Here is a 17420-nt window from a genome sequence, read left to right on the forward strand (position 1 = left end):
TTCAGGACTTCTTGTGGGCGTGATATTTTTCAACCAATTTACGGGCATTATCGTCTGCTTCAATGCCCGCTGCAACCGGCACCTGTTGATTACCGACGCGACTTTTTGGTGTACCACCAGCAGCCAGTCGCTTGTAGCGCATCGCATAAGCAAACTTTTGCGTCCACTGAAAATGACTGAACACAGCGGACGGGCGGCCCAGCCAATAGGCAATAAACTCACCGACATCATCAGCATCAAAGGACTTATCAATCAGTCCTAACAAACTTGCCATTTGCTCAAACAGCGCCTTATCGGGTTGCCACGACGGTTTCATAGGCTGGTGCTGTCGATGAAGATGCGCGAAGTCGTCCTGTGCTTCGTTACACAGGGGTAACACCACGGTCTGGCCATTCAGGGTCTGGTCAAAACTTAAATGCTGGGGCAGGGCAATGAGCCCGGCCTGCTCAAGCTGACGCAATAAACTGTTTATCTGTCTGCCCCGGGTAAAAGGTTTATCGTCGTGCTGATCAGCATTTAGCAATGCTAGTAAGAACTTGTAATTAAGAGGATCACTGGTAGTTGTCGCCAGATTAGCGGTCGGCCTTACACCCAGACAATACAGCACGCGGGCATCATTACTCAGCCCGTTGCAAAGTGCATGATACTCTGCCTGTGTGAACATGAATTACTGGTCCGCCAGAACGTCTTCAAACCATTCTACCGCCTTATCCTCAGGAATAGGGTGGTTGAGAACATCAATGTGCAGTGGTGGATGGATTAGCGATGCACCGGATTGCAAAAGAATTTTTTCCATTTCTATTGCGCCGTAGCAATAGGTGTCATAGCTGCTGTCACCCAGACCGATAATATAAGTTTTCACCTGATCAAGCTCGGTCTCTTTCAACTGTTTGGCAAACGGCTGGATGTTATCAGGAAGATCGCCGGCACCATGAGTTGAAGTGCAGACCAGCCAGGTGCTATCGACTGAAATATCGTTCAAATTCGGCTCAAGATGGATGCTGGTCGTGTACCCGGCGCGTTTGGCGACTTCATCAAGTGCATCTGCGACATATTCCGCCGCACCCAGCATGGAGCCAACGATAATTGAAAGGTGTTTAGACATACACGAATTTACTCATATAAATTAGAAAGGGGCTGATAGCGAGCGTTTATTCACGATTGCTCAGATTATAAAATATCACGACCCCTGGTTCCTGCAAAAGCGAATCACTGGTAAAACGACGCGCGGCGAGCAGGCTACTTGCCGATACAAAATGATGAAAATATCCGGCCCAGAAGGTCATCTGATGTGAATTCACCGGTTATCTCAGTTAAGGCCTGATGGGCAAGACGAAGCTCTTCGGCCAGAAGCTCACCGGCCATGTTCTCTTCTAACTGGTACTGACCATTATCAACATGCTGCTGTGCCTTATTCAAGGCATCCAGGTGACGACGACGCGCGATAAACTGCCCTTCTGTGGTGGTGTCCAGCCCCATCGTCTGGGCCAGATGTTCACGCAGCAGTGTGATGCCTTCGCCGGTTTGCGCGGATAAGCCGATCACGGTGATATCGCCATGCGCCGTTTTGACAGTTTTGGTCGCAATCTGTTCGTCGGATAAGTCAGCTTTATTGCGAACCACTGTGGTAGGAATACCCGCTGGCAGCCGCGCCATAAAATCCGGCCAGATTTCGTAGGGATCAATCACAGCGGTACGGGTGCTATCAACAACAAAAAGCACCCGATCAGCCTGCTCAATAGCTTGCCATGCCCGGTCTATTCCAATTTGCTCAACCTTATCGGTACTTTCTCTTAAACCGGCAGTGTCGATAATGTGCACCGGCATACCATCAATATGAATATGCTCTTTAAGAATATCCCGGGTTGTGCCGGCAACATCGGTGACAATCGCGCTGTCGCGACCAGCCAGTGAATTAAGCAAACTGGACTTACCGGCATTGGGGCGACCTGCAATAACCACCTGCATGCCTTCACGAAGCAATGAACCCTGACGGGCGTCCGCTTTTACCCTGGCCAGTGAAGCAATAATGGCTGATAGATCACCGGCGACTTTGCCATCTGACAGAAAGTCGATTTCTTCATCGGGAAAGTCTATCGCGGCCTCGACGTACATACGCAGATGAATAATCTGATCTGACAGTTGTGTAATCGCGGCAGAAAATTCGCCCTGCAACGAGCGCAGTGCTCCACGGGCAGCTTGTTTGGAACTGGCATCAATCAAATCGGCAATTGCCTCAGCCTGGGCTAAGTCCAGCTTATCATTCATAAATGCCTGTTCACTGAACTCGCCGGGACGCGCCAGTCGGGTGCCCTCTACTTTAAGCACTGCGTCTATCAGCATATCCATCACAACCTGACCACCATGGCCCTGCAACTCCAGCACATCTTCACCGGTAAATGAGTTTGGCCCGCGAAACAGGATTGCAATACCCTGATCAATAACCTCACCCTTTTCATCGTTAAATGTGGTGTAAGTGGCTGTGCGTGGCGTAAGGGCTGTAGGCACCATCAGTTTAGCCACATCTTCTGCTTTTGGGCCAGAAACGCGGACAATGCCCACACCGCCACGGCCGGCCGCTGTGGCCTGGGCAACGATAGTTTCAGTATTGGATGGACTGTGTGCTGATTGCATAATTAATCGCGAAAATTATTAAACTGAAAAGGTTGCCCGAAATCTTCGGCTTTTATCAATGCCATCGCCTGCTGCAGATCATCACGTTTTTTACCTGTGACACGCAACTGGTCTCCCTGAATGGCCGCCTGTACTTTAATTTTAGAATCTTTGATGACCTTGACAATTTTCTTTGCCACTGGCTGCTCTATGCCCTGTTTAAAGGCAATGGTCTGACGGCAGGTTTTGCCATGCTGGTCCATGGGCTTAACATCCATCGCCGAGGTATCGATATTACGTTTGGCACAGGACCCACGAAACATCGACTCCATCTGCTGGAGCTGAAACTCGGCCTGAGCGACCATCAGAACGGTTTCATCTTTGTATTCGAAGCTGGCCTCAACACCACGAAAATCAAAACGGGTAGATAGTTCCCGATTGGCATTTTCGGTGGCATTACGCACCTCTTCCATATTGATTTCTGAAACAACATCAAATGATGGCACAGTAAAATCTCCTTAATGACAAATCAGCCCGCATAAGGCGGGCTGATAGAATATTTAACGGGTTTTGATGCCTCTTTTTTCCATTGAAGCGTAAATTAGCTTGGCCTGGATAAGTGTGATTACGTTACTGATAAACCAGTACAGTACCAGACCGGCCGGGAACCAGAGGAAGAACACACTCATTGCCACCGGCATAAACTGCATAATCTTCTGCTGCATAGGGTCTGTGACCGTAGTGGGTTGCAGTTTTTGCAGTAGCCACATGCTGGCACCAGTAAGAATAGGCAGTACGAAGTACGGGTCTTTAACTGACAAATCAGTGATCCACAGGAAGAAGTCAGCATGACGCAACTCAACACTTTCCAGTAGTACCCAGTACAGCGCAAGGAAGATAGGCATTTGCAATAACAGCGGCAGACAGCCACCCATTGGATTGACCTTTTCTTTCTTATACAGCTCCATCATGGCCTGAGACATTTTCTGTCTGTCTTCACCATAACGGTCTTTTAACTGCTGCATTTTAGGCGCCAGATTACGCAGGCGAGCCATGGATTCATACTGTTTCTTCGTCAGCGGGTACATAATCCCCTTAACAATGACAGTAATCAGAATGATGGCGACACCCCAGTTCCCGACCAGGCTGTGTAGCAGGTTAAGCAGGCCGAATAACGGCTGTGATATCCACCATAAAAAGCCGTAGTCGACGGTCAGATCCAGCCCTTTCGCCAAATCCAGCAGTGTTTCCTGATCTTTAGGGCCCATATAAAGCTTTGCACTGATGGTAGCACTATCACCGGCATTGACCGATACAGGCTGGCCTTTAAAACCAATAATGGCATATTGGTTAGCAGAGAGCTTTGAATAGAGCGCAATATTATCGTCTTGCTGAGGAACCCAGGCTGACACAAAATAGTGTTCCAGCATGCCGACCCAACCGCCTTTGCTGGTTAGATTCAGATTTTCATCTTCAATATCATCAAAGTCGTATTTTTCGTAGCGATCTTCTTCAGAGCCGTAAGCCGCGCCGCGATAGGTAGGCATAAACATGTTGCCACCTTCAGGGGCTTGCGTAGTTTGTTTAAGCTGCGCAAATTGTTGCAGACTAACCGCATTATCTGATTGGTTGTTGATGGTGTAGTTAATATCAACAGTATGCGAATCCTGGGTAAAAACAAAGGTTTTGGTGATGGTTACACCGTCTTTGCTTTGCCATGTTAACGGAATTTCGAGCGTGTCAGCTTCCATCACATAGTCAGACTGTGGCGCAGAATAGCGGGGGCGGCCATCACGGCTGCTATCCGGACCATTGCGACCGACCAGGCCACTTTGTGCGATATAAAGACCGTTAGAAGCGCGCAGCAAACTATAGGGTTCGTCTGAGCCCTGTTTTACCGGAAAATCCGGAAGGTCTGCGGAGATGACATCACCACCGCGCAGATCGATTTTTACATCCAGAGCGTCGGTACGTACCCGTATAACACGTTCGTTATTGGTATTATCCTGCGCTACGGCGCCAGGTACATCGGCATCACTTGAAGGCATATCGTCAAGTTGTGCATTTTGCGCCGAAGGCACACCATCATCCTGCATTTGCGAGGATTGTTCAGACTGAACTGGCTCCACGGGCTTTGGACCATACTCTTCCTGCCATTGTTGCCACAGCAGAAAACTGACCAAAGCCAAGCCAATTAACAGAAAACTACGTTGCGATTCCATATAGGTCTCTTTATTTTGAGTGTTTAGTATCGTGTTTACTGGGTACTGGATCGTATCCACCCGGATGCAAAGGGTGGCATTTTATAATGCGTTTAATCGATAACCAACCACCAATTACTAAACCATGCGTTTTTAATGCTTCTATGGCATAAAACGAACAAGTAGGATGAAATCGACAGCGTTGTCCCAACATCGGTGAGATACACCACTGATAAAACTTTATCAGTAGCAGGGGAAGCAAAATACTTACTTTGCGCAGCGCTTTACTAATTTTTTCCATTGCTTGTCTAACATGGCAAACACTTCATCATTTGTCAGCTTATCAGCGCCTGACTTTCCCACAATGACAATATCAATGTCCGGAAGCGTGCCAGCACGATGACGAAAACTTTCGCGAATAAGTCTTTTTAACCGGTTTCGGTCATGGGCTTTACGAATACGTTTTTTAGCCAACGTGATACCCAGGCGCGGATGGCCTAACTCATTATGGCGTGCTAAAAGTGTAAAGGCAGGAGATACAGCTGGTGTAGCGTCGTTAAACACATAGGTAAAGTGGGAGGGAGTTAACAGGCGTAACTCCCTGGAAAATTGATTTTCACCCACTTTGGAGATTACTACTTTAATTAAGCAGAAAGGCGAGCGCGACCTTTAGCACGGCGAGCTGCTAGTACTTTACGACCATTTTTAGTCGCCATACGAGCACGAAAACCGTGTGAACGCTTGCGCTTTAAGTTGCTCGGTTGAAATGTTCTTTTCATGACCAAAGTCTCACTTATCTAGTTAAACACAGGCGGTATTGAAATAACGCATTCTCAAAAGTTTAAAGACCAACTTTCTATTGATGCTGTTAGGTAACGAACACTGCCTACCCAAAAGGATGCCGAATTCTAGAGATCTCGCGGCCTCCTGTCAATGCATAATGCACGAATGCCCACTTAGTTTTAGCTATTTTTTGTTCAGTTTTTTTCAAAACCTGCTCAGCGGTGCATTTCAGCCTCTAATTTCTGTGAATAAAACAATTTTTCACTGAGTTTTATCCACAGTTGCCTGTTATAAACACGGGTAAAACATTGTGATATTGACGCTTTGATCGCTGCTGATCGCCTGTACAGGGGTTTGTTTTATTGAGATCGCCATTCGTATAGATAAATAAAATAGATATTACTTTTCAGTGGCTTGAGCTTTTGATCAAAAAGATCCTTACTGATGATCGTTTACTTTCTGTTAGTAAGATCAGATAATCCACAGCGATAAGATCAAATAATAAATTTTCCTGCTCATCATCTAATGATTATGTCGATTCTCGCCTGCACGTCTTCCCCGGGCTTTTTTCTGTGACATATATAGCATTGTTGGTGTCGTAGCGACTATCGGAGCTATTTATACATGTCCTTATGGAATCATTGTCTTGACCGTTTGCGTCAGGAATTGCCGACGCAGCAATTCAGCATGTGGATAAGGCCACTTAGCGCCCATGAAGAGGTAGAAGCTGTAACACTTTATGCGCCGAACCGGTTCGTGCTCGATTGGGTACGAGATAAATACCGCGATAAAATCACCGAACTCTTTGCTGAATTTTGTGGGCCTGAAGCGCCGCAGTTGCGTCTTGAAGTCGTTTCCAGAGATGTGCGGCCGCCGCAAACACAACGCGCTGACAGCGTTGAGAGAGCGCCGTCACAACCGGCATCGCAAAGCCAGCCTGCTGAATTCCGCGAGTCTGTAGCACCACCGCAGCCTGCTTACTCATCCAATCCGCATACGTATGCGCAACAGAGTCCATCTGGAAATTATGAAGCACGATCGGTAAGACAGGATGTTCCACCGCACGATGAGACACCTGCCTCGCAGACGACGTCACGTCCGGCGCCATCGCGTTCACCTAATGTCATTCCTATACCAGAGGGAATGAAGCATAAAAGTAATATTAATCCTAATTATCAGTTTGATAATTTTGTTGAGGGTAAATCTAACCAGTTGGCACGCGCTGCAGCGACTCAGGTTGCAAATAATCCCGGGGGGTCTTATAACCCACTGTTTATTTATGGTGGCACTGGCTTAGGTAAAACGCACCTGCTTCACGCAGTGGGAAATGGCATTGTTGCAAACCGTGAAAACGCCAAAATTGTATATATGCATTCAGAGCGGTTTGTGCAGGACATGGTCAAGGCGTTGCAGAATAATGCCATCGAAGATTTTAAGAAGTTTTACCGCTCAGTTGATGCGTTGCTGATTGATGATATTCAGTTTTTTGCGAATAAAGAGCGCTCTCAGGAAGAATTTTTCCACACTTTCAACGCATTGCTTGAGGGCAATCAGCAGATCATCCTGACGTCTGACCGCTACCCAAAAGAAATTGACGGGGTAGAAGACAGATTGAAGTCCCGCTTCGGCTGGGGCCTGACAATTGCTATCGAACCCCCTGAGCTTGAAACACGGGTTGCCATTTTAATGCGTAAAGCAGCAGAGAATCGTATTCACCTGCCCAACGAAGTGGCGTTTTTCATAGCTAAACGTTTACGCTCAAATGTTCGTGAGTTGGAAGGAGCCTTAAATCGCGTTATCGCAAATGCGAATTTTACTGGCAGACCTATTACCATTGATTTTGTCCGTGAAGCGCTAAGGGACCTATTGGCCCTGCAGGAAAAACTGGTTACGGTAGATAATATTCAAAAAACAGTCGCTGACTATTACAAGATAAAAGTGTCTGATATTTTATCAAAGCGCAGAAGCCGAAGTGTTGCTCGTCCTCGTCAGGTTGCGATGGCATTGGCCAAAGAGTTAACGAACCACAGCTTACCTGAATTGGGTAATGCTTTTGGCGGACGAGACCATACAACCGTTCTTCATGCCTGTCGAAAAATAGAGCAGCTTAGAGAAGAAAGTCATGATATAAAGGAAGACTATAAAAATCTAATACGGACATTGTCTTCTTAACCGGACAGCATCACGACGCGAGAAGAATAAATCGATGAAATTTACTATCAGCCGAGAAAACTTTCTACAGCCATTACAAATGGTATCTGGAGCAGTAGAGCGCCGTCATACGCTTCCCATTCTTTCCAATGTACTTATTAAAGTAAGGGATGGAGCAGTGTGGTTAACCGGCACAGACCTGGAAGTAGAGCTGGTCTCCAGTGCTGCACTGGAAGGTGACTACACCGAAGGTGAAATCACTGTGCCAGCAAAAAAGCTTTTCGATATTATTCGAGGGCTGAGTGACGGTACACAAATTCATTTTTCGGTTGATGAAAACAAAGCTTTGATTCGAGCCGGAAGAGGGCGATACACCCTGTCTACCTTATCGGCTAACGACTATCCGAATCTTGAAGATTGGGAATCAGAGGTCGAGCTGGATTTATCGTGCTTAGATATAAAGCGTTTGATTGATAGCACGAGCTTTTCTATGGCACAGCAGGATGTACGCTATTACCTCAATGGTATGTCACTGGAAACCGAAGAAAATCTGGTAAGAACGGTTGCCACCGACGGTCACCGGTTAGCGCTTTGTCGTCAGTCTTATGATAATGCTTCGTTATCAGCGCGTCAGGTCATTATTCCTCGCAAAGGCGTTATGGAAATTTCCCGTCTTATCGGCGACGATGAAAGTCTAATCAAAGTGCAAATTGGTGCAAATCATATTCGTCTGCATGCCAGCGCATTTATCTTTACCAGTAAGTTAGTCGATGGGCGTTTTCCTGATTATCGACGCGTGTTACCCCGAGATGGGGACAAAACTATCATCGCGGAGAAAAGCACGCTTAAAGAAGCATTCTCTCGCGCCGCGATTTTATCTAATGAAAAATTTCGTGGCGTACGCCTGAATCTTTCAAGTGGTGAGCTGAAAATCACGGCGAACAATCCAGAGCAGGAAGAAGCTGAAGAGATCGTCGATGTAGATTATCAAGGCGATGACCTGGAAATCGGTTTTAATGTTGCTTATCTCATCGATGTGCTTAACGCGCTTCCAAGAGATAAAGTTAAAATTACATTGTCTGATTCTAATTCAAGTGCGCTCATTGAAGATTCGGAGGACGATGCTGCACTGTATGTCATCATGCCGATGCGTCTATAGTTATGATGTTGAGCAGACCAATGAAATGTTGGTTTGCTCGTCTCCCCGCCACTTCCTTCTATTTACAGAGTTTATCTATTTATGAAGCTGAGCAATTTGCAGCTCACACAGTTTCGCAATATTGATGCTGCTCATATTTCTCCCTCGCATCAGCTTACCGTTGTTACTGGTAAAAACGGGAGTGGCAAATCCTCTCTCTTGGAAGCGATATATTATCTCGGGTTCGGCCGTTCGTTCAGAACCAAGAAACATCATTCCGTTATACAGCATGAGGCCTCGTCATTTAATGTCTTTGCGTCCGGCGAGGATGAGCAGGGGAATATCTTTAAACTTGGATTAGAACGTAGCCGCGAAGATAATTTTAGATGTTCAGTGAATGGTGAACATTCTCATCGGTTGTCTGATTTGGTGAGTTTGCTGCCCGTTCAGTTGTTTACGCCTCAAAGTACAGATTTGATCCTGGGGTCTCCTTCTGAACGTCGCAGGTTTTGTGATTGGGGATTGTTTCACGTGGAACATTCCTTTAATTCACTCTTTCAAACCTATACAAAATTGCTTAAGCAACGCAATGCACTGCTAAAACAGAATTCAAATCTCAACGCGCCAGAGCACGCATATTGGCAGCAACACTTAGTAGCTACTGGGGATAAGCTAAATTTAATGCGAGAGGGCTATATAAGCGCGTTAAAACCGATATTTAATCGCATTTGTAGTGATTTTTTACCTGAGTTTTCCTTAGAAATCTCGTATTATAAGGGGTGGGAAAAAGAGGCTTCATTATCTGAGTCTCTGGATAAAAAATTAGATTATGACAGCAAGGTCGGTCATACCTCCGTTGGTCCCCATAAAGCGGATGTAAGATTTAAAGTTAATGGAATAAACGCTCAGGAAATTCTATCCCGCGGACAATTGAGGATGGCTGTTGCTGCGTTGCAACTGTCACAAACCGCACTTTTTTCCGAACAGACATCGCGTAAAAGCATTTTCTTACTGGATGATGTGGGTGCTGAACTGGACCTCGATAAGCGAGAGCGATTTATTGATGGGCTGCTAACTATGGATACGCAGATATTTGTGACCGCGATAGAAAAGCAGCAACTTGAATTTGTAGATAAATACAATGATAAAAAGATGTTTCACGTGGAACATGGTCACGTGAAAGAGGAGTAGAAGCTAATTATGTCAGAGCAGAACAATTACGATTCATCCAGCATCAAAGTGCTAAAAGGACTTGATGCTGTGAGAAAACGTCCCGGAATGTATATCGGTGACACTGATGACGGCACCGGCTTACACCACATGGTTTTTGAGGTGGTTGATAACTCCATCGATGAGGCCCTGGCAGGACACTGTTCAGAAATCAATGTTCAAATTCATGTTGATGGCTCAGTATCAGTATCAGATGACGGGCGCGGAATTCCTACAGAATTACACCCGGAAGAGGGCGTATCTGCCGCCGAAGTCATTATGACCGTTCTTCATGCTGGCGGTAAATTTGATGATAACTCCTACAAAGTATCCGGTGGTCTTCACGGTGTTGGTGTCTCGGTAGTTAACGCACTTTCCAGTAAATTAAAGCTACGTATAAGACGTGGTGGAAAAACCTACGAACAAGAATATCAGCATGGTGTGCCGCAAGCGCCGCTAGAAGCAAAGGGCGAAACGGATAAGTCAGGAACAGCAGTACGTTTCTGGCCCAGTGATCAGACGTTCACTAATCTGGAATTTCACTACGATATTCTGGCTAAACGACTTCGGGAACTATCGTTCCTTAACTCCGGTGTCTCTATCCGGCTGACTGATGAGCGTGACGGAAAAGAGGACCACTTCAAATATGAGGGTGGTATTCGGGCGTTCGTTGAATATCTGAATCAGAAAAAGACACCAATGCACGACAAAGTGTTTCACTTTTCTACAGAGCGCGACGATGGCATTTCTGTTGAAGTTGCCATGCAGTGGAATGATAGTTTTCAGGAAAACATATTCTGTTTTACTAACAATATTCCTCAGCGCGACGGCGGTACCCACTTGGCAGGATTTCGCGGCGCGCTCACTCGTACGCTGAACAACTACATGGAGCAGGAAGGGCTGAACAAAAAAGCCAAAATGAATGCGACAGGTGATGACGCCCGTGAAGGGTTAACGGCAGTCGTCTCTGTGAAGGTTCCGGATCCTAAGTTCTCTTCTCAGACAAAAGATAAGTTAGTGTCTTCAGAAGTGCGTCCTGCGGTAGAGTCATCGATGAATGAAAAGCTGGCCGACTTCCTGTTAGAAAACCCCACCGAAAGTAAAATCATCGCTGGTAAGATTCTTGACGCTGCGCGAGCGCGTGAAGCAGCGCGTAAAGCGCGCGACATGACCCGCCGTAAAGGCGCACTGGACCTGGCTGGTTTGCCGGGCAAGTTGGCCGACTGCCAGGAAAAAGATCCTGCGCTAAGCGAACTATATATCGTGGAGGGTGACTCGGCGGGTGGTTCTGCTAAGCAGGGGCGCAACCGTAAAAATCAGGCAATTCTTCCATTGAAAGGTAAAATCCTGAACGTTGAAAAGGCGCGGTTTGATAAAATGCTGTCGTCTCAGGAAGTCGCAACGCTTATCACAGCGTTAGGATGCGGTATCGGAAGAGATGAGTACAATCCGGACAAATTGCGTTATCACAGCATTATCATCATGACCGATGCGGATGTTGATGGCTCACATATCCGTACACTGCTACTGACATTCTTCTACCGTCAAATGCCAGAGATTATTGAGCGTGGGTACGTTTACATTGCTCAGCCTCCACTTTATAAGGTGAAAAAGGGTAAGCAGGAGCAGTACCTTAAGGACGACGATGCATTGGTAAGCTATTTGACCAACATCGCATTAACCGGTACGTCGCTGCATACCAGCGAAGATGCGCCAGGAATCAGTGGTGCGGGACTTGAAGCGCTGGTGAAGCAGTATCAGGGCGTCGAGAAAATGATTGAGCGACTGTATCGCCTGATGCCTCCGGCCATTCTTTACCGTCTGATTTACTCGCCGACTTTGAATCTGGAAGACCTGAAAAACGAGTCTACGCTCAACAGCGTTGCAGATAAATTCATTCAAAGTATGAATGATAAAGAGAACGATGGTGCAACGTATCGCTATGAAATCAGACGTGACGAAGAGTTAAGCGAATTTTATATCGCGATAATCATGCGAATGCACGGTATTGATTACGAGTATAAGATTGGTCATGACTTTATCGAGTCCAGCGAGTACGGTCGCATCAAAGCCCTGAACGAGTCTATCAACGGCATGATGGGTGATACAGCATACATCCAACGTGGCGAACGCAAACAGCCCATCGACTCGTTTAAATCAGCTATAGAATGGCTAATGAACGAAGCGAAAAAAGGTCAGTACATTCAGCGCTATAAAGGACTGGGTGAGATGAACCCGGATCAGTTGTGGGAAACGACGATGGATCCGGAAAGCCGCCGGATGCTGCAGGTGACCATTGAAGATGCAATCGGTTGCGATCAGCTGTTTACAACTTTGATGGGCGATCAGGTTGAACCTCGCCGTGAATTTATTGAGGCCAATGCCCTGAAGGTTGAAAACCTAGACGTGTAGTCACTTAATAATTAATTAAGCCAAAAAGCCACGCTTCTACTGCGTGGTTTTTTTTGCTCGTGAAAGGAGGGGGTCCTTTCAATTGCTTTTATTACTCTGATTAACGTTACAAGGTGTTCGTTATTAAATAATAACGCAATACGTTATCCTGCATATAGCCAATGTATACTCAACCATGTACGTGGTGATTCAAGCCACTACATCTGCTAAAGGAATATAGTTCAGCTAATCTAAGGACACGGATGTGACAAATAAGAAAGCGGTTCAGATATTAACAACTATCGTAGCGGCGCTGCTGACTGGCCATTTCTTTCTGGCCGAACCAAAAGATGCTCCTGAAAGGCTAAGTAGGGCGGCCACAAAAGTGCAGGCGGCAACTGCTGCAAATGATACGGTCATCACAATAAACCCGCTGAACCTTGCGGAACAAAATAATAATACAGTGTCTCTTAATGACACTGTGAACAGCAAGCAATGGTGCAAGGCGGAGCGTAACCTTACAGAGCAGCAACGCATTACTCATCGGAAGGCTGCGCTTGAGTGGGACGCTAGCAGAGGAAACATCCTCATACCGGATTACCGCTCGGCATTTGAGTCCAAGAATAGCAATTTAATTGCTCCATATGTGGGTATGCAACTTGATAAAGTAATCAGACATGCACAAAACGATGATGAATTTGCGCTGCTGACATTGCTCCAACGCAAAGATGCGCCGAAAAAGGCTAAAGACCGGTCAGCGCACCGACTGATGGTTCTCGGCAATACATCACTGGCGCTTAGTCATTTAGTGATGAAAGAGCTGTATCTGGCGAAATATGAATTTGCCAAAGAGGGCACTGTTAGTGACGCGGTGAAATCACACCTGTTGAATAGTCTGGCTTATGTCAGTTATGGAATAGAAAGGCTCGATGCATCCGCACTACGCGCCTATGTCATTGGCACCCAACCAAAAAACCTGAACCGCGATTTTAACCCTGATGAAGCGCTTGATGAGATAAGTAGCGCAAACATCACCGACAGGAAAAATCATCTCATCGATTATATCAACGCAGAGAGACTTCAAATACATCTTGAGCCTGTTGGTAACTCTCATATACCAAAAATAGCACAAAGAGAATTCGATATATCAGTTGCTATTCTATATGCGAACTTTGCCTCTCAAATTGGCGAAAGCGAGAGCCTGAGCAAAGTGTCGGTATATGACTTCTCCAGGAAATCGGACTGTGTTAGTGAGTATATTTCAAAATTAACACAGTCAGACTCTGCGAGTGTTCAGTAATTAAAAGACGAGAAAACCGGGCAGCTATGGCAGGGAAGAGCTCAGGAAACCGGCGTAATCTCCAGCCTAATCTCGTCACCGCTGGCGCGCGCAAATGAAAACCGATAGGTACCTGTGGATGAGGGAACAAACTGAATATTTTCCGCGTCGCTTCCACATACCAGATAAGTTGTTTTATTTGTTATTGCCGGCTGGCCTTTATATTTTCCACCGCAGGTTTGCGACGCTGTCCAGACTTTATCGGCCAATTTAAAATCGTAAGGCTGGCCATCTGCAATAAGCTCAACATCGACATACCAGTCAGCACGACCTTCCTTAAGTTGATAGGCTGGCGTTGCCTCCCACCAATTAAAAACCCCTCGTAAGTACATTTCATCAAAAGAAATGTCGGATGACATATTCGTGCCGGGCAAACTATTCACGATGCTGTTACTTGAACAGCCACTCAGTAATGCGACGGCGAATACTACAAGCGCTTTTTTCAACACACTCACCTTATAAAAAAATGCCCAACGAACTGCTGGGCATAGTTAATACTTATTACAGCGTTTATTGCTATCAGGATTTTGCTAACAGAGAGATATCAGCTGTTTTAAGAAACATACTGCGCAACATTAGCAAAATAGCCAGTCGATTTTGACGAACACCCTCATCATCTGCCATCACCATAACATTATCAAAAAAGTCATCAATGTCATTTCTTAATGTGGCCAGAGTAGACAATACAGCGCTGTATTCCTGTGAGCGAGCAGATTGCTCGACTTCATCACTTACGGCGCGTAGCGAGCTGTACAGAGCTTTTTCCGCCTCGTCATGCAGCAATGACTCATCAACAGGGAGTTCGCCGCTGACACCTTGCTTAGTCAGAATATTAGCCACACGCTTATTAGCGGCTGCGAGTGCCTCAGCTTCTTCGCGTTGCTTAAATTCAGCTACCGCTGAAACCCGGGCGGCATAATCAGCAGGTCGGGTGGGACGGCGTGCAGACACTGCCTGTATGACGTCCATGGAAATACCCTGTTCCTGGAACAAAGAAACAAAACGTCCCAGTACAAAATCAACAACCTGAGTTTGCGTTTCAGCATTTGTCAGCTTGCTACCATAAACATCCACGGCTTTACTGACTAATTCTTCCAGATCAAGGTCGAGGCCTTTTTCTGAGATGATCCGCAGTACCCCGATGGCGGCACGACGCAACGCAAACGGATCTTTATCACCTTTAGGCAGCTGACCGATACCAAAAATACCCACCAGCGTGTCCAGTTTATCGGCAAGCGACACTGCGGCGCTGACATCCGATGCTGGCAGAATATCACCAGCAAAGCGTGGCATATATTGTTCGTGAAGCGCCTCAGCCACGGCCGCATCTTCACCATCGTTCAGGGCATAGTATTTACCCATGACACCTTGAACTTCAGGGAACTCCATGACCATTTCAGACATTAAATCTGTCTTACTGAGCAGACCGGCGCGCGATGCCTGCTTTGCATCTGCGCCAATTTGTCCGGCGATAAAACCGGAAAGCTCAGAAATTCGATCAGACTTGTCTTTCAGTGTGCCCAGCTGCTTTTGAAATAAGACGGATGCTAAGCTGTCTAAACGACTTTCCAGTGTCGTTTTCTTATCTGTCTCGAAGAAAAACTCAGCGTCGGCAAGGCGAGGGCGGATCACCTTCTCGTTGCCTGAAATGATGGCCGTTTCATCACGGCTTTCGATATTGGTCACGAACAGGAAAGTATTGGCCAGAGAGCCGTCTGCGTGTAGCAAAGGCACATACTTCTGGTCATCCTTCATGGTATAAATCAACGCTTCTTTGGGGACATCAAGAAACGCCGCATCAAATGATGCAGTAAGTACAACCGGCCATTCTACTAACGCCGCGATCTCTTCTAGCAAGGCGGTATCGTAATCCGGAGTCAGTGACAGTTGCTGAGCGGTTTGCTCAAGACCGTCACGAATCGCATCTGCGCGCTCGTTGAAATCGGCAATAACATATTGCTCTTTTAGCGCTTGTGCGTAGGAGTCAGCATGGGCCAGATCAAAGCGCTTCTCACCGTGAAAACGGTGACCCTGAACGACGCGGTCACTGGTGAGTCCCAACACGGACACCGGAAGCACTTCAGAGCCATACAGAACAGTCAGCGTGTGAACCGGACGAATAAATTGTGTAGAGTAATTTCCCCAGCGCATTGGCTTTGGAATCGGCAGTTTGCTGATAGTCTGATTCAGAAGATTCTCAAGCAGGGTGCCTACCGGCTGGCCAGGTGTATTAGCTTTATGAAGCAGCCATTCTCCCTTATCGGTAACCATGCGCTCAGCGTCGCTGACGTCGATGCCATTGCCCCGAGCCCAGCCTAACGCCGCTTTGGTAGGATTTCCGTCGGCATCAAAAGCCGCGCTGACTGCAGGGCCGCGCTTCTCAACGACCTTATCATGTTGTGACTCTGCCAGTGCACTGACATAAACTGCCAGACGGCGCGGTGCTGCAAACCAGCTTACCGAATCAAACTGCAGTTCAGCGCCTTCAAGCGCCAGGCGAAAATTAGCGGCAAAGCTCTCAGCTAGTTGCTTTAGTGCTTTTGGCGGGAGCTCTTCGGTTCCCAGTTCTATAAGTAAATTCTCAGTGCGCACCTTACTGCTCCTTCTGACAAAGTGGGAAGCCTAATTCTTCGCGCGACTCGTAATACGTTTGCGCACACCCCTTGGCCAGGGCTCTCACCCGCAATATATAACGCTGGCGTTCAGTCACCGATATTGCATGGCGCGCGTCCAGCATATTAAACGCGTGCGAGGCTTTCATGACCTGCTCATAGGCAGGCAGGGGCAGGTTGTTGTCTATCAGTTTCTGTGAGGTGGCTTCACACTCATCAAAGGTTTTGAACAAAAAGTCCACGTTGGCATGTTCGAAATTATATTTCGACTGCTCGACTTCGTTTTGATGAAAGACATCACGGTAGGTGACTTTACCCATCGGGCCATCTGTCCATACCAAATCATAAATGCTGTCTACACCCTGAATATACATGGCCAGACGCTCCAGGCCATAGGTGATTTCTCCGGTCACCGGCTTACACTCAAGTCCGCCGACCTGCTGAAAATAGGTGAACTGTGTGACTTCCATCCCGTTTAACCAGACTTCCCAACCCAGGCCCCATGCACCAAGTGTGGGTGATTCCCAGTTATCTTCAACAAAGCGAATATCATGCACCAGCGGATCAAACCCCAGCTCCTGTAATGAGCCCAGATAAAGCTCCTGGATATTGTCAGGAGAAGGTTTCATCATGACCTGAAACTGATAATAGTGCTGCAGACGGTTAGGGTTTTCACCGTAACGGCCGTCAGTGGGTCGTCGGCAGGGCTGAACATAGGCGCTGTTAATCGGCTCCGGGCCTAACGAGCGTAGGAATGTCATCGGGTGGAAGGTGCCTGCGCCGACTTCCATATCCAAAGGCTGGATGATGACGCAACCCTGACGGGCCCAATATTCCTGTAGCGCCAGGATTAACCCCTGAAAGGTTTTAATATCGTAATTGTGCATACAGTCGCTGCTTTGTTATTCATGATTTAAAGGTGGCATAGTATACAATTTGTCAGGCACTGTATGTAGGGCTAAGAGGCTAAAAGCTTATTAATT

General features: G+C 46.9%; 16 protein-coding genes. 5 read left to right on the forward strand and 11 right to left on the reverse strand.

Features of this window, described 5'->3' with window-relative positions; translation table 11 throughout:
- Position 1 precedes the first annotated feature (1 nt).
- The 8 genes from HHX48_RS08675 to rpmH form a co-directional block, all read right to left on the reverse strand.
- Positions 2-664, reverse strand: a complete 663-nt coding sequence (locus tag HHX48_RS08675; RefSeq protein ID WP_191024180.1) for a DnaT-like ssDNA-binding domain-containing protein — start codon at positions 662-664, stop codon at positions 2-4.
- Positions 665-667: 3 nt separating this feature from the next.
- Complete coding sequence (mioC, locus tag HHX48_RS08680) at positions 668-1105, reverse strand: FMN-binding protein MioC (protein WP_191024182.1); 438 nt, start codon at positions 1103-1105, stop codon at positions 668-670.
- Between the two features lie 134 nt (positions 1106-1239).
- Positions 1240-2634, reverse strand: a complete 1395-nt coding sequence (gene mnmE / locus HHX48_RS08685; RefSeq protein ID WP_191024184.1) for a tRNA uridine-5-carboxymethylaminomethyl(34) synthesis GTPase MnmE — start codon at positions 2632-2634, stop codon at positions 1240-1242.
- A 2-nt stretch (positions 2635-2636) separates the two neighbouring features.
- Positions 2637-3119, reverse strand: coding sequence for a YajQ family cyclic di-GMP-binding protein (locus HHX48_RS08690; RefSeq protein ID WP_191024186.1), 483 nt, complete (start codon positions 3117-3119; stop codon positions 2637-2639).
- A gap of 54 nt (positions 3120-3173) precedes the next feature.
- Complete coding sequence (yidC, locus tag HHX48_RS08695) at positions 3174-4835, reverse strand: membrane protein insertase YidC (RefSeq protein WP_191024188.1); 1662 nt, start codon at positions 4833-4835, stop codon at positions 3174-3176.
- Positions 4836-4845: 10 nt separating this feature from the next.
- Positions 4846-5115, reverse strand: a complete 270-nt coding sequence (yidD, locus tag HHX48_RS08700; RefSeq protein ID WP_191024190.1) for a membrane protein insertion efficiency factor YidD — start codon at positions 5113-5115, stop codon at positions 4846-4848.
- Complete coding sequence (gene rnpA / locus HHX48_RS08705; RefSeq protein ID WP_191024192.1) at positions 5082-5438, reverse strand: ribonuclease P protein component; 357 nt, start codon at positions 5436-5438, stop codon at positions 5082-5084. The genes yidD and rnpA overlap by 34 nt, the downstream gene beginning before the upstream one ends.
- Positions 5439-5458: 20 nt before the next feature.
- Complete coding sequence (gene rpmH / locus HHX48_RS08710) at positions 5459-5593, reverse strand: 50S ribosomal protein L34 (protein ID WP_014290886.1); 135 nt, start codon at positions 5591-5593, stop codon at positions 5459-5461.
- A 628-nt stretch (positions 5594-6221) separates the two neighbouring features.
- Here rpmH and dnaA point away from each other — a divergent pair.
- From dnaA to HHX48_RS08735, 5 genes are all read left to right on the forward strand, one after another.
- A complete protein-coding gene (gene dnaA / locus HHX48_RS08715) occupies positions 6222-7769 on the forward strand; it encodes a chromosomal replication initiator protein DnaA (protein WP_191024194.1) in 1548 nt (515 codons plus the stop codon).
- 34 nt (positions 7770-7803) lie between these two features.
- On the forward strand, positions 7804-8907 hold the full coding sequence (dnaN, locus tag HHX48_RS08720) for a DNA polymerase III subunit beta (protein WP_191024196.1): 1104 nt from the start codon (positions 7804-7806) through the stop codon (positions 8905-8907).
- An 81-nt stretch (positions 8908-8988) separates the two neighbouring features.
- Positions 8989-10077, forward strand: coding sequence for a DNA replication/repair protein RecF (gene recF, locus HHX48_RS08725; RefSeq protein WP_191024198.1), 1089 nt, complete (start codon positions 8989-8991; stop codon positions 10075-10077).
- Positions 10078-10086: 9 nt separating this feature from the next.
- The gene (gene gyrB / locus HHX48_RS08730) at positions 10087-12507 is read left to right on the forward strand and encodes a DNA topoisomerase (ATP-hydrolyzing) subunit B (protein WP_191024199.1); all 2421 of its coding nucleotides are present in this window, start codon (positions 10087-10089) and stop codon (positions 12505-12507) included.
- Between the two features lie 244 nt (positions 12508-12751).
- Positions 12752-13786: a hypothetical protein gene (locus HHX48_RS08735; RefSeq protein WP_191024201.1), complete on the forward strand. Its 1035-nt coding sequence runs from the start codon at positions 12752-12754 to the stop codon at positions 13784-13786.
- Positions 13787-13827: 41 nt separating this feature from the next.
- On the opposite strand, the gene HHX48_RS08740 is transcribed toward HHX48_RS08735, so the two are convergent.
- The 3 genes from HHX48_RS08740 to glyQ form a co-directional block, all read right to left on the reverse strand.
- Positions 13828-14274: a hypothetical protein gene (locus HHX48_RS08740; RefSeq protein WP_397541073.1), complete on the reverse strand. Its 447-nt coding sequence runs from the start codon at positions 14272-14274 to the stop codon at positions 13828-13830.
- Between the two features lie 70 nt (positions 14275-14344).
- On the reverse strand, positions 14345-16417 hold the full coding sequence (gene glyS / locus HHX48_RS08745; RefSeq protein ID WP_191024205.1) for a glycine--tRNA ligase subunit beta: 2073 nt from the start codon (positions 16415-16417) through the stop codon (positions 14345-14347).
- 1 nt (position 16418) lies between these two features.
- Entirely contained in the window at positions 16419-17324 is a 906-nt protein-coding gene (gene glyQ / locus HHX48_RS08750; RefSeq protein ID WP_139754728.1) for a glycine--tRNA ligase subunit alpha, read from the reverse strand.
- Positions 17325-17420: the final 96 nt, after the last annotated feature.

Origin of the sequence: Salinimonas profundi (assembly GCF_014750655.1) — a bacterium.
Taxonomy (GTDB): Bacteria; Pseudomonadota; Gammaproteobacteria; order Enterobacterales; family Alteromonadaceae; genus Alteromonas; species Alteromonas profundi_A.

What these genes read in the sequence shown, in the direction of transcription:
- HHX48_RS08675 (WP_191024180.1), bottom strand. Translation starts at nt 664, where the DNA reads ATGTTCACACAGGCAGAGTATCATGCACTTTGCAACGGGCTGAGTAAT.
- mioC (WP_191024182.1), bottom strand. Translation starts at nt 1,105, where the DNA reads ATGTCTAAACACCTTTCAATTATCGTTGGCTCCATGCTGGGTGCGGCG.
- mnmE (WP_191024184.1), bottom strand. Translation starts at nt 2,634, where the DNA reads ATGCAATCAGCACACAGTCCATCCAATACTGAAACTATCGTTGCCCAG.
- yidC (WP_191024188.1), bottom strand. Translation starts at nt 4,835, where the DNA reads ATGGAATCGCAACGTAGTTTTCTGTTAATTGGCTTGGCTTTGGTCAGT.
- yidD (WP_191024190.1), bottom strand. Translation starts at nt 5,115, where the DNA reads ATGGAAAAAATTAGTAAAGCGCTGCGCAAAGTAAGTATTTTGCTTCCC.
- rpmH (WP_014290886.1), bottom strand. Translation starts at nt 5,593, where the DNA reads ATGAAAAGAACATTTCAACCGAGCAACTTAAAGCGCAAGCGTTCACAC.
- dnaA (WP_191024194.1), top strand. Translation starts at nt 6,222, where the DNA reads ATGTCCTTATGGAATCATTGTCTTGACCGTTTGCGTCAGGAATTGCCG.
- dnaN (WP_191024196.1), top strand. Translation starts at nt 7,804, where the DNA reads ATGAAATTTACTATCAGCCGAGAAAACTTTCTACAGCCATTACAAATG.
- recF (WP_191024198.1), top strand. Translation starts at nt 8,989, where the DNA reads ATGAAGCTGAGCAATTTGCAGCTCACACAGTTTCGCAATATTGATGCT.
- gyrB (WP_191024199.1), top strand. Translation starts at nt 10,087, where the DNA reads ATGTCAGAGCAGAACAATTACGATTCATCCAGCATCAAAGTGCTAAAA.
- glyQ (WP_139754728.1), bottom strand. Translation starts at nt 17,324, where the DNA reads ATGCACAATTACGATATTAAAACCTTTCAGGGGTTAATCCTGGCGCTA.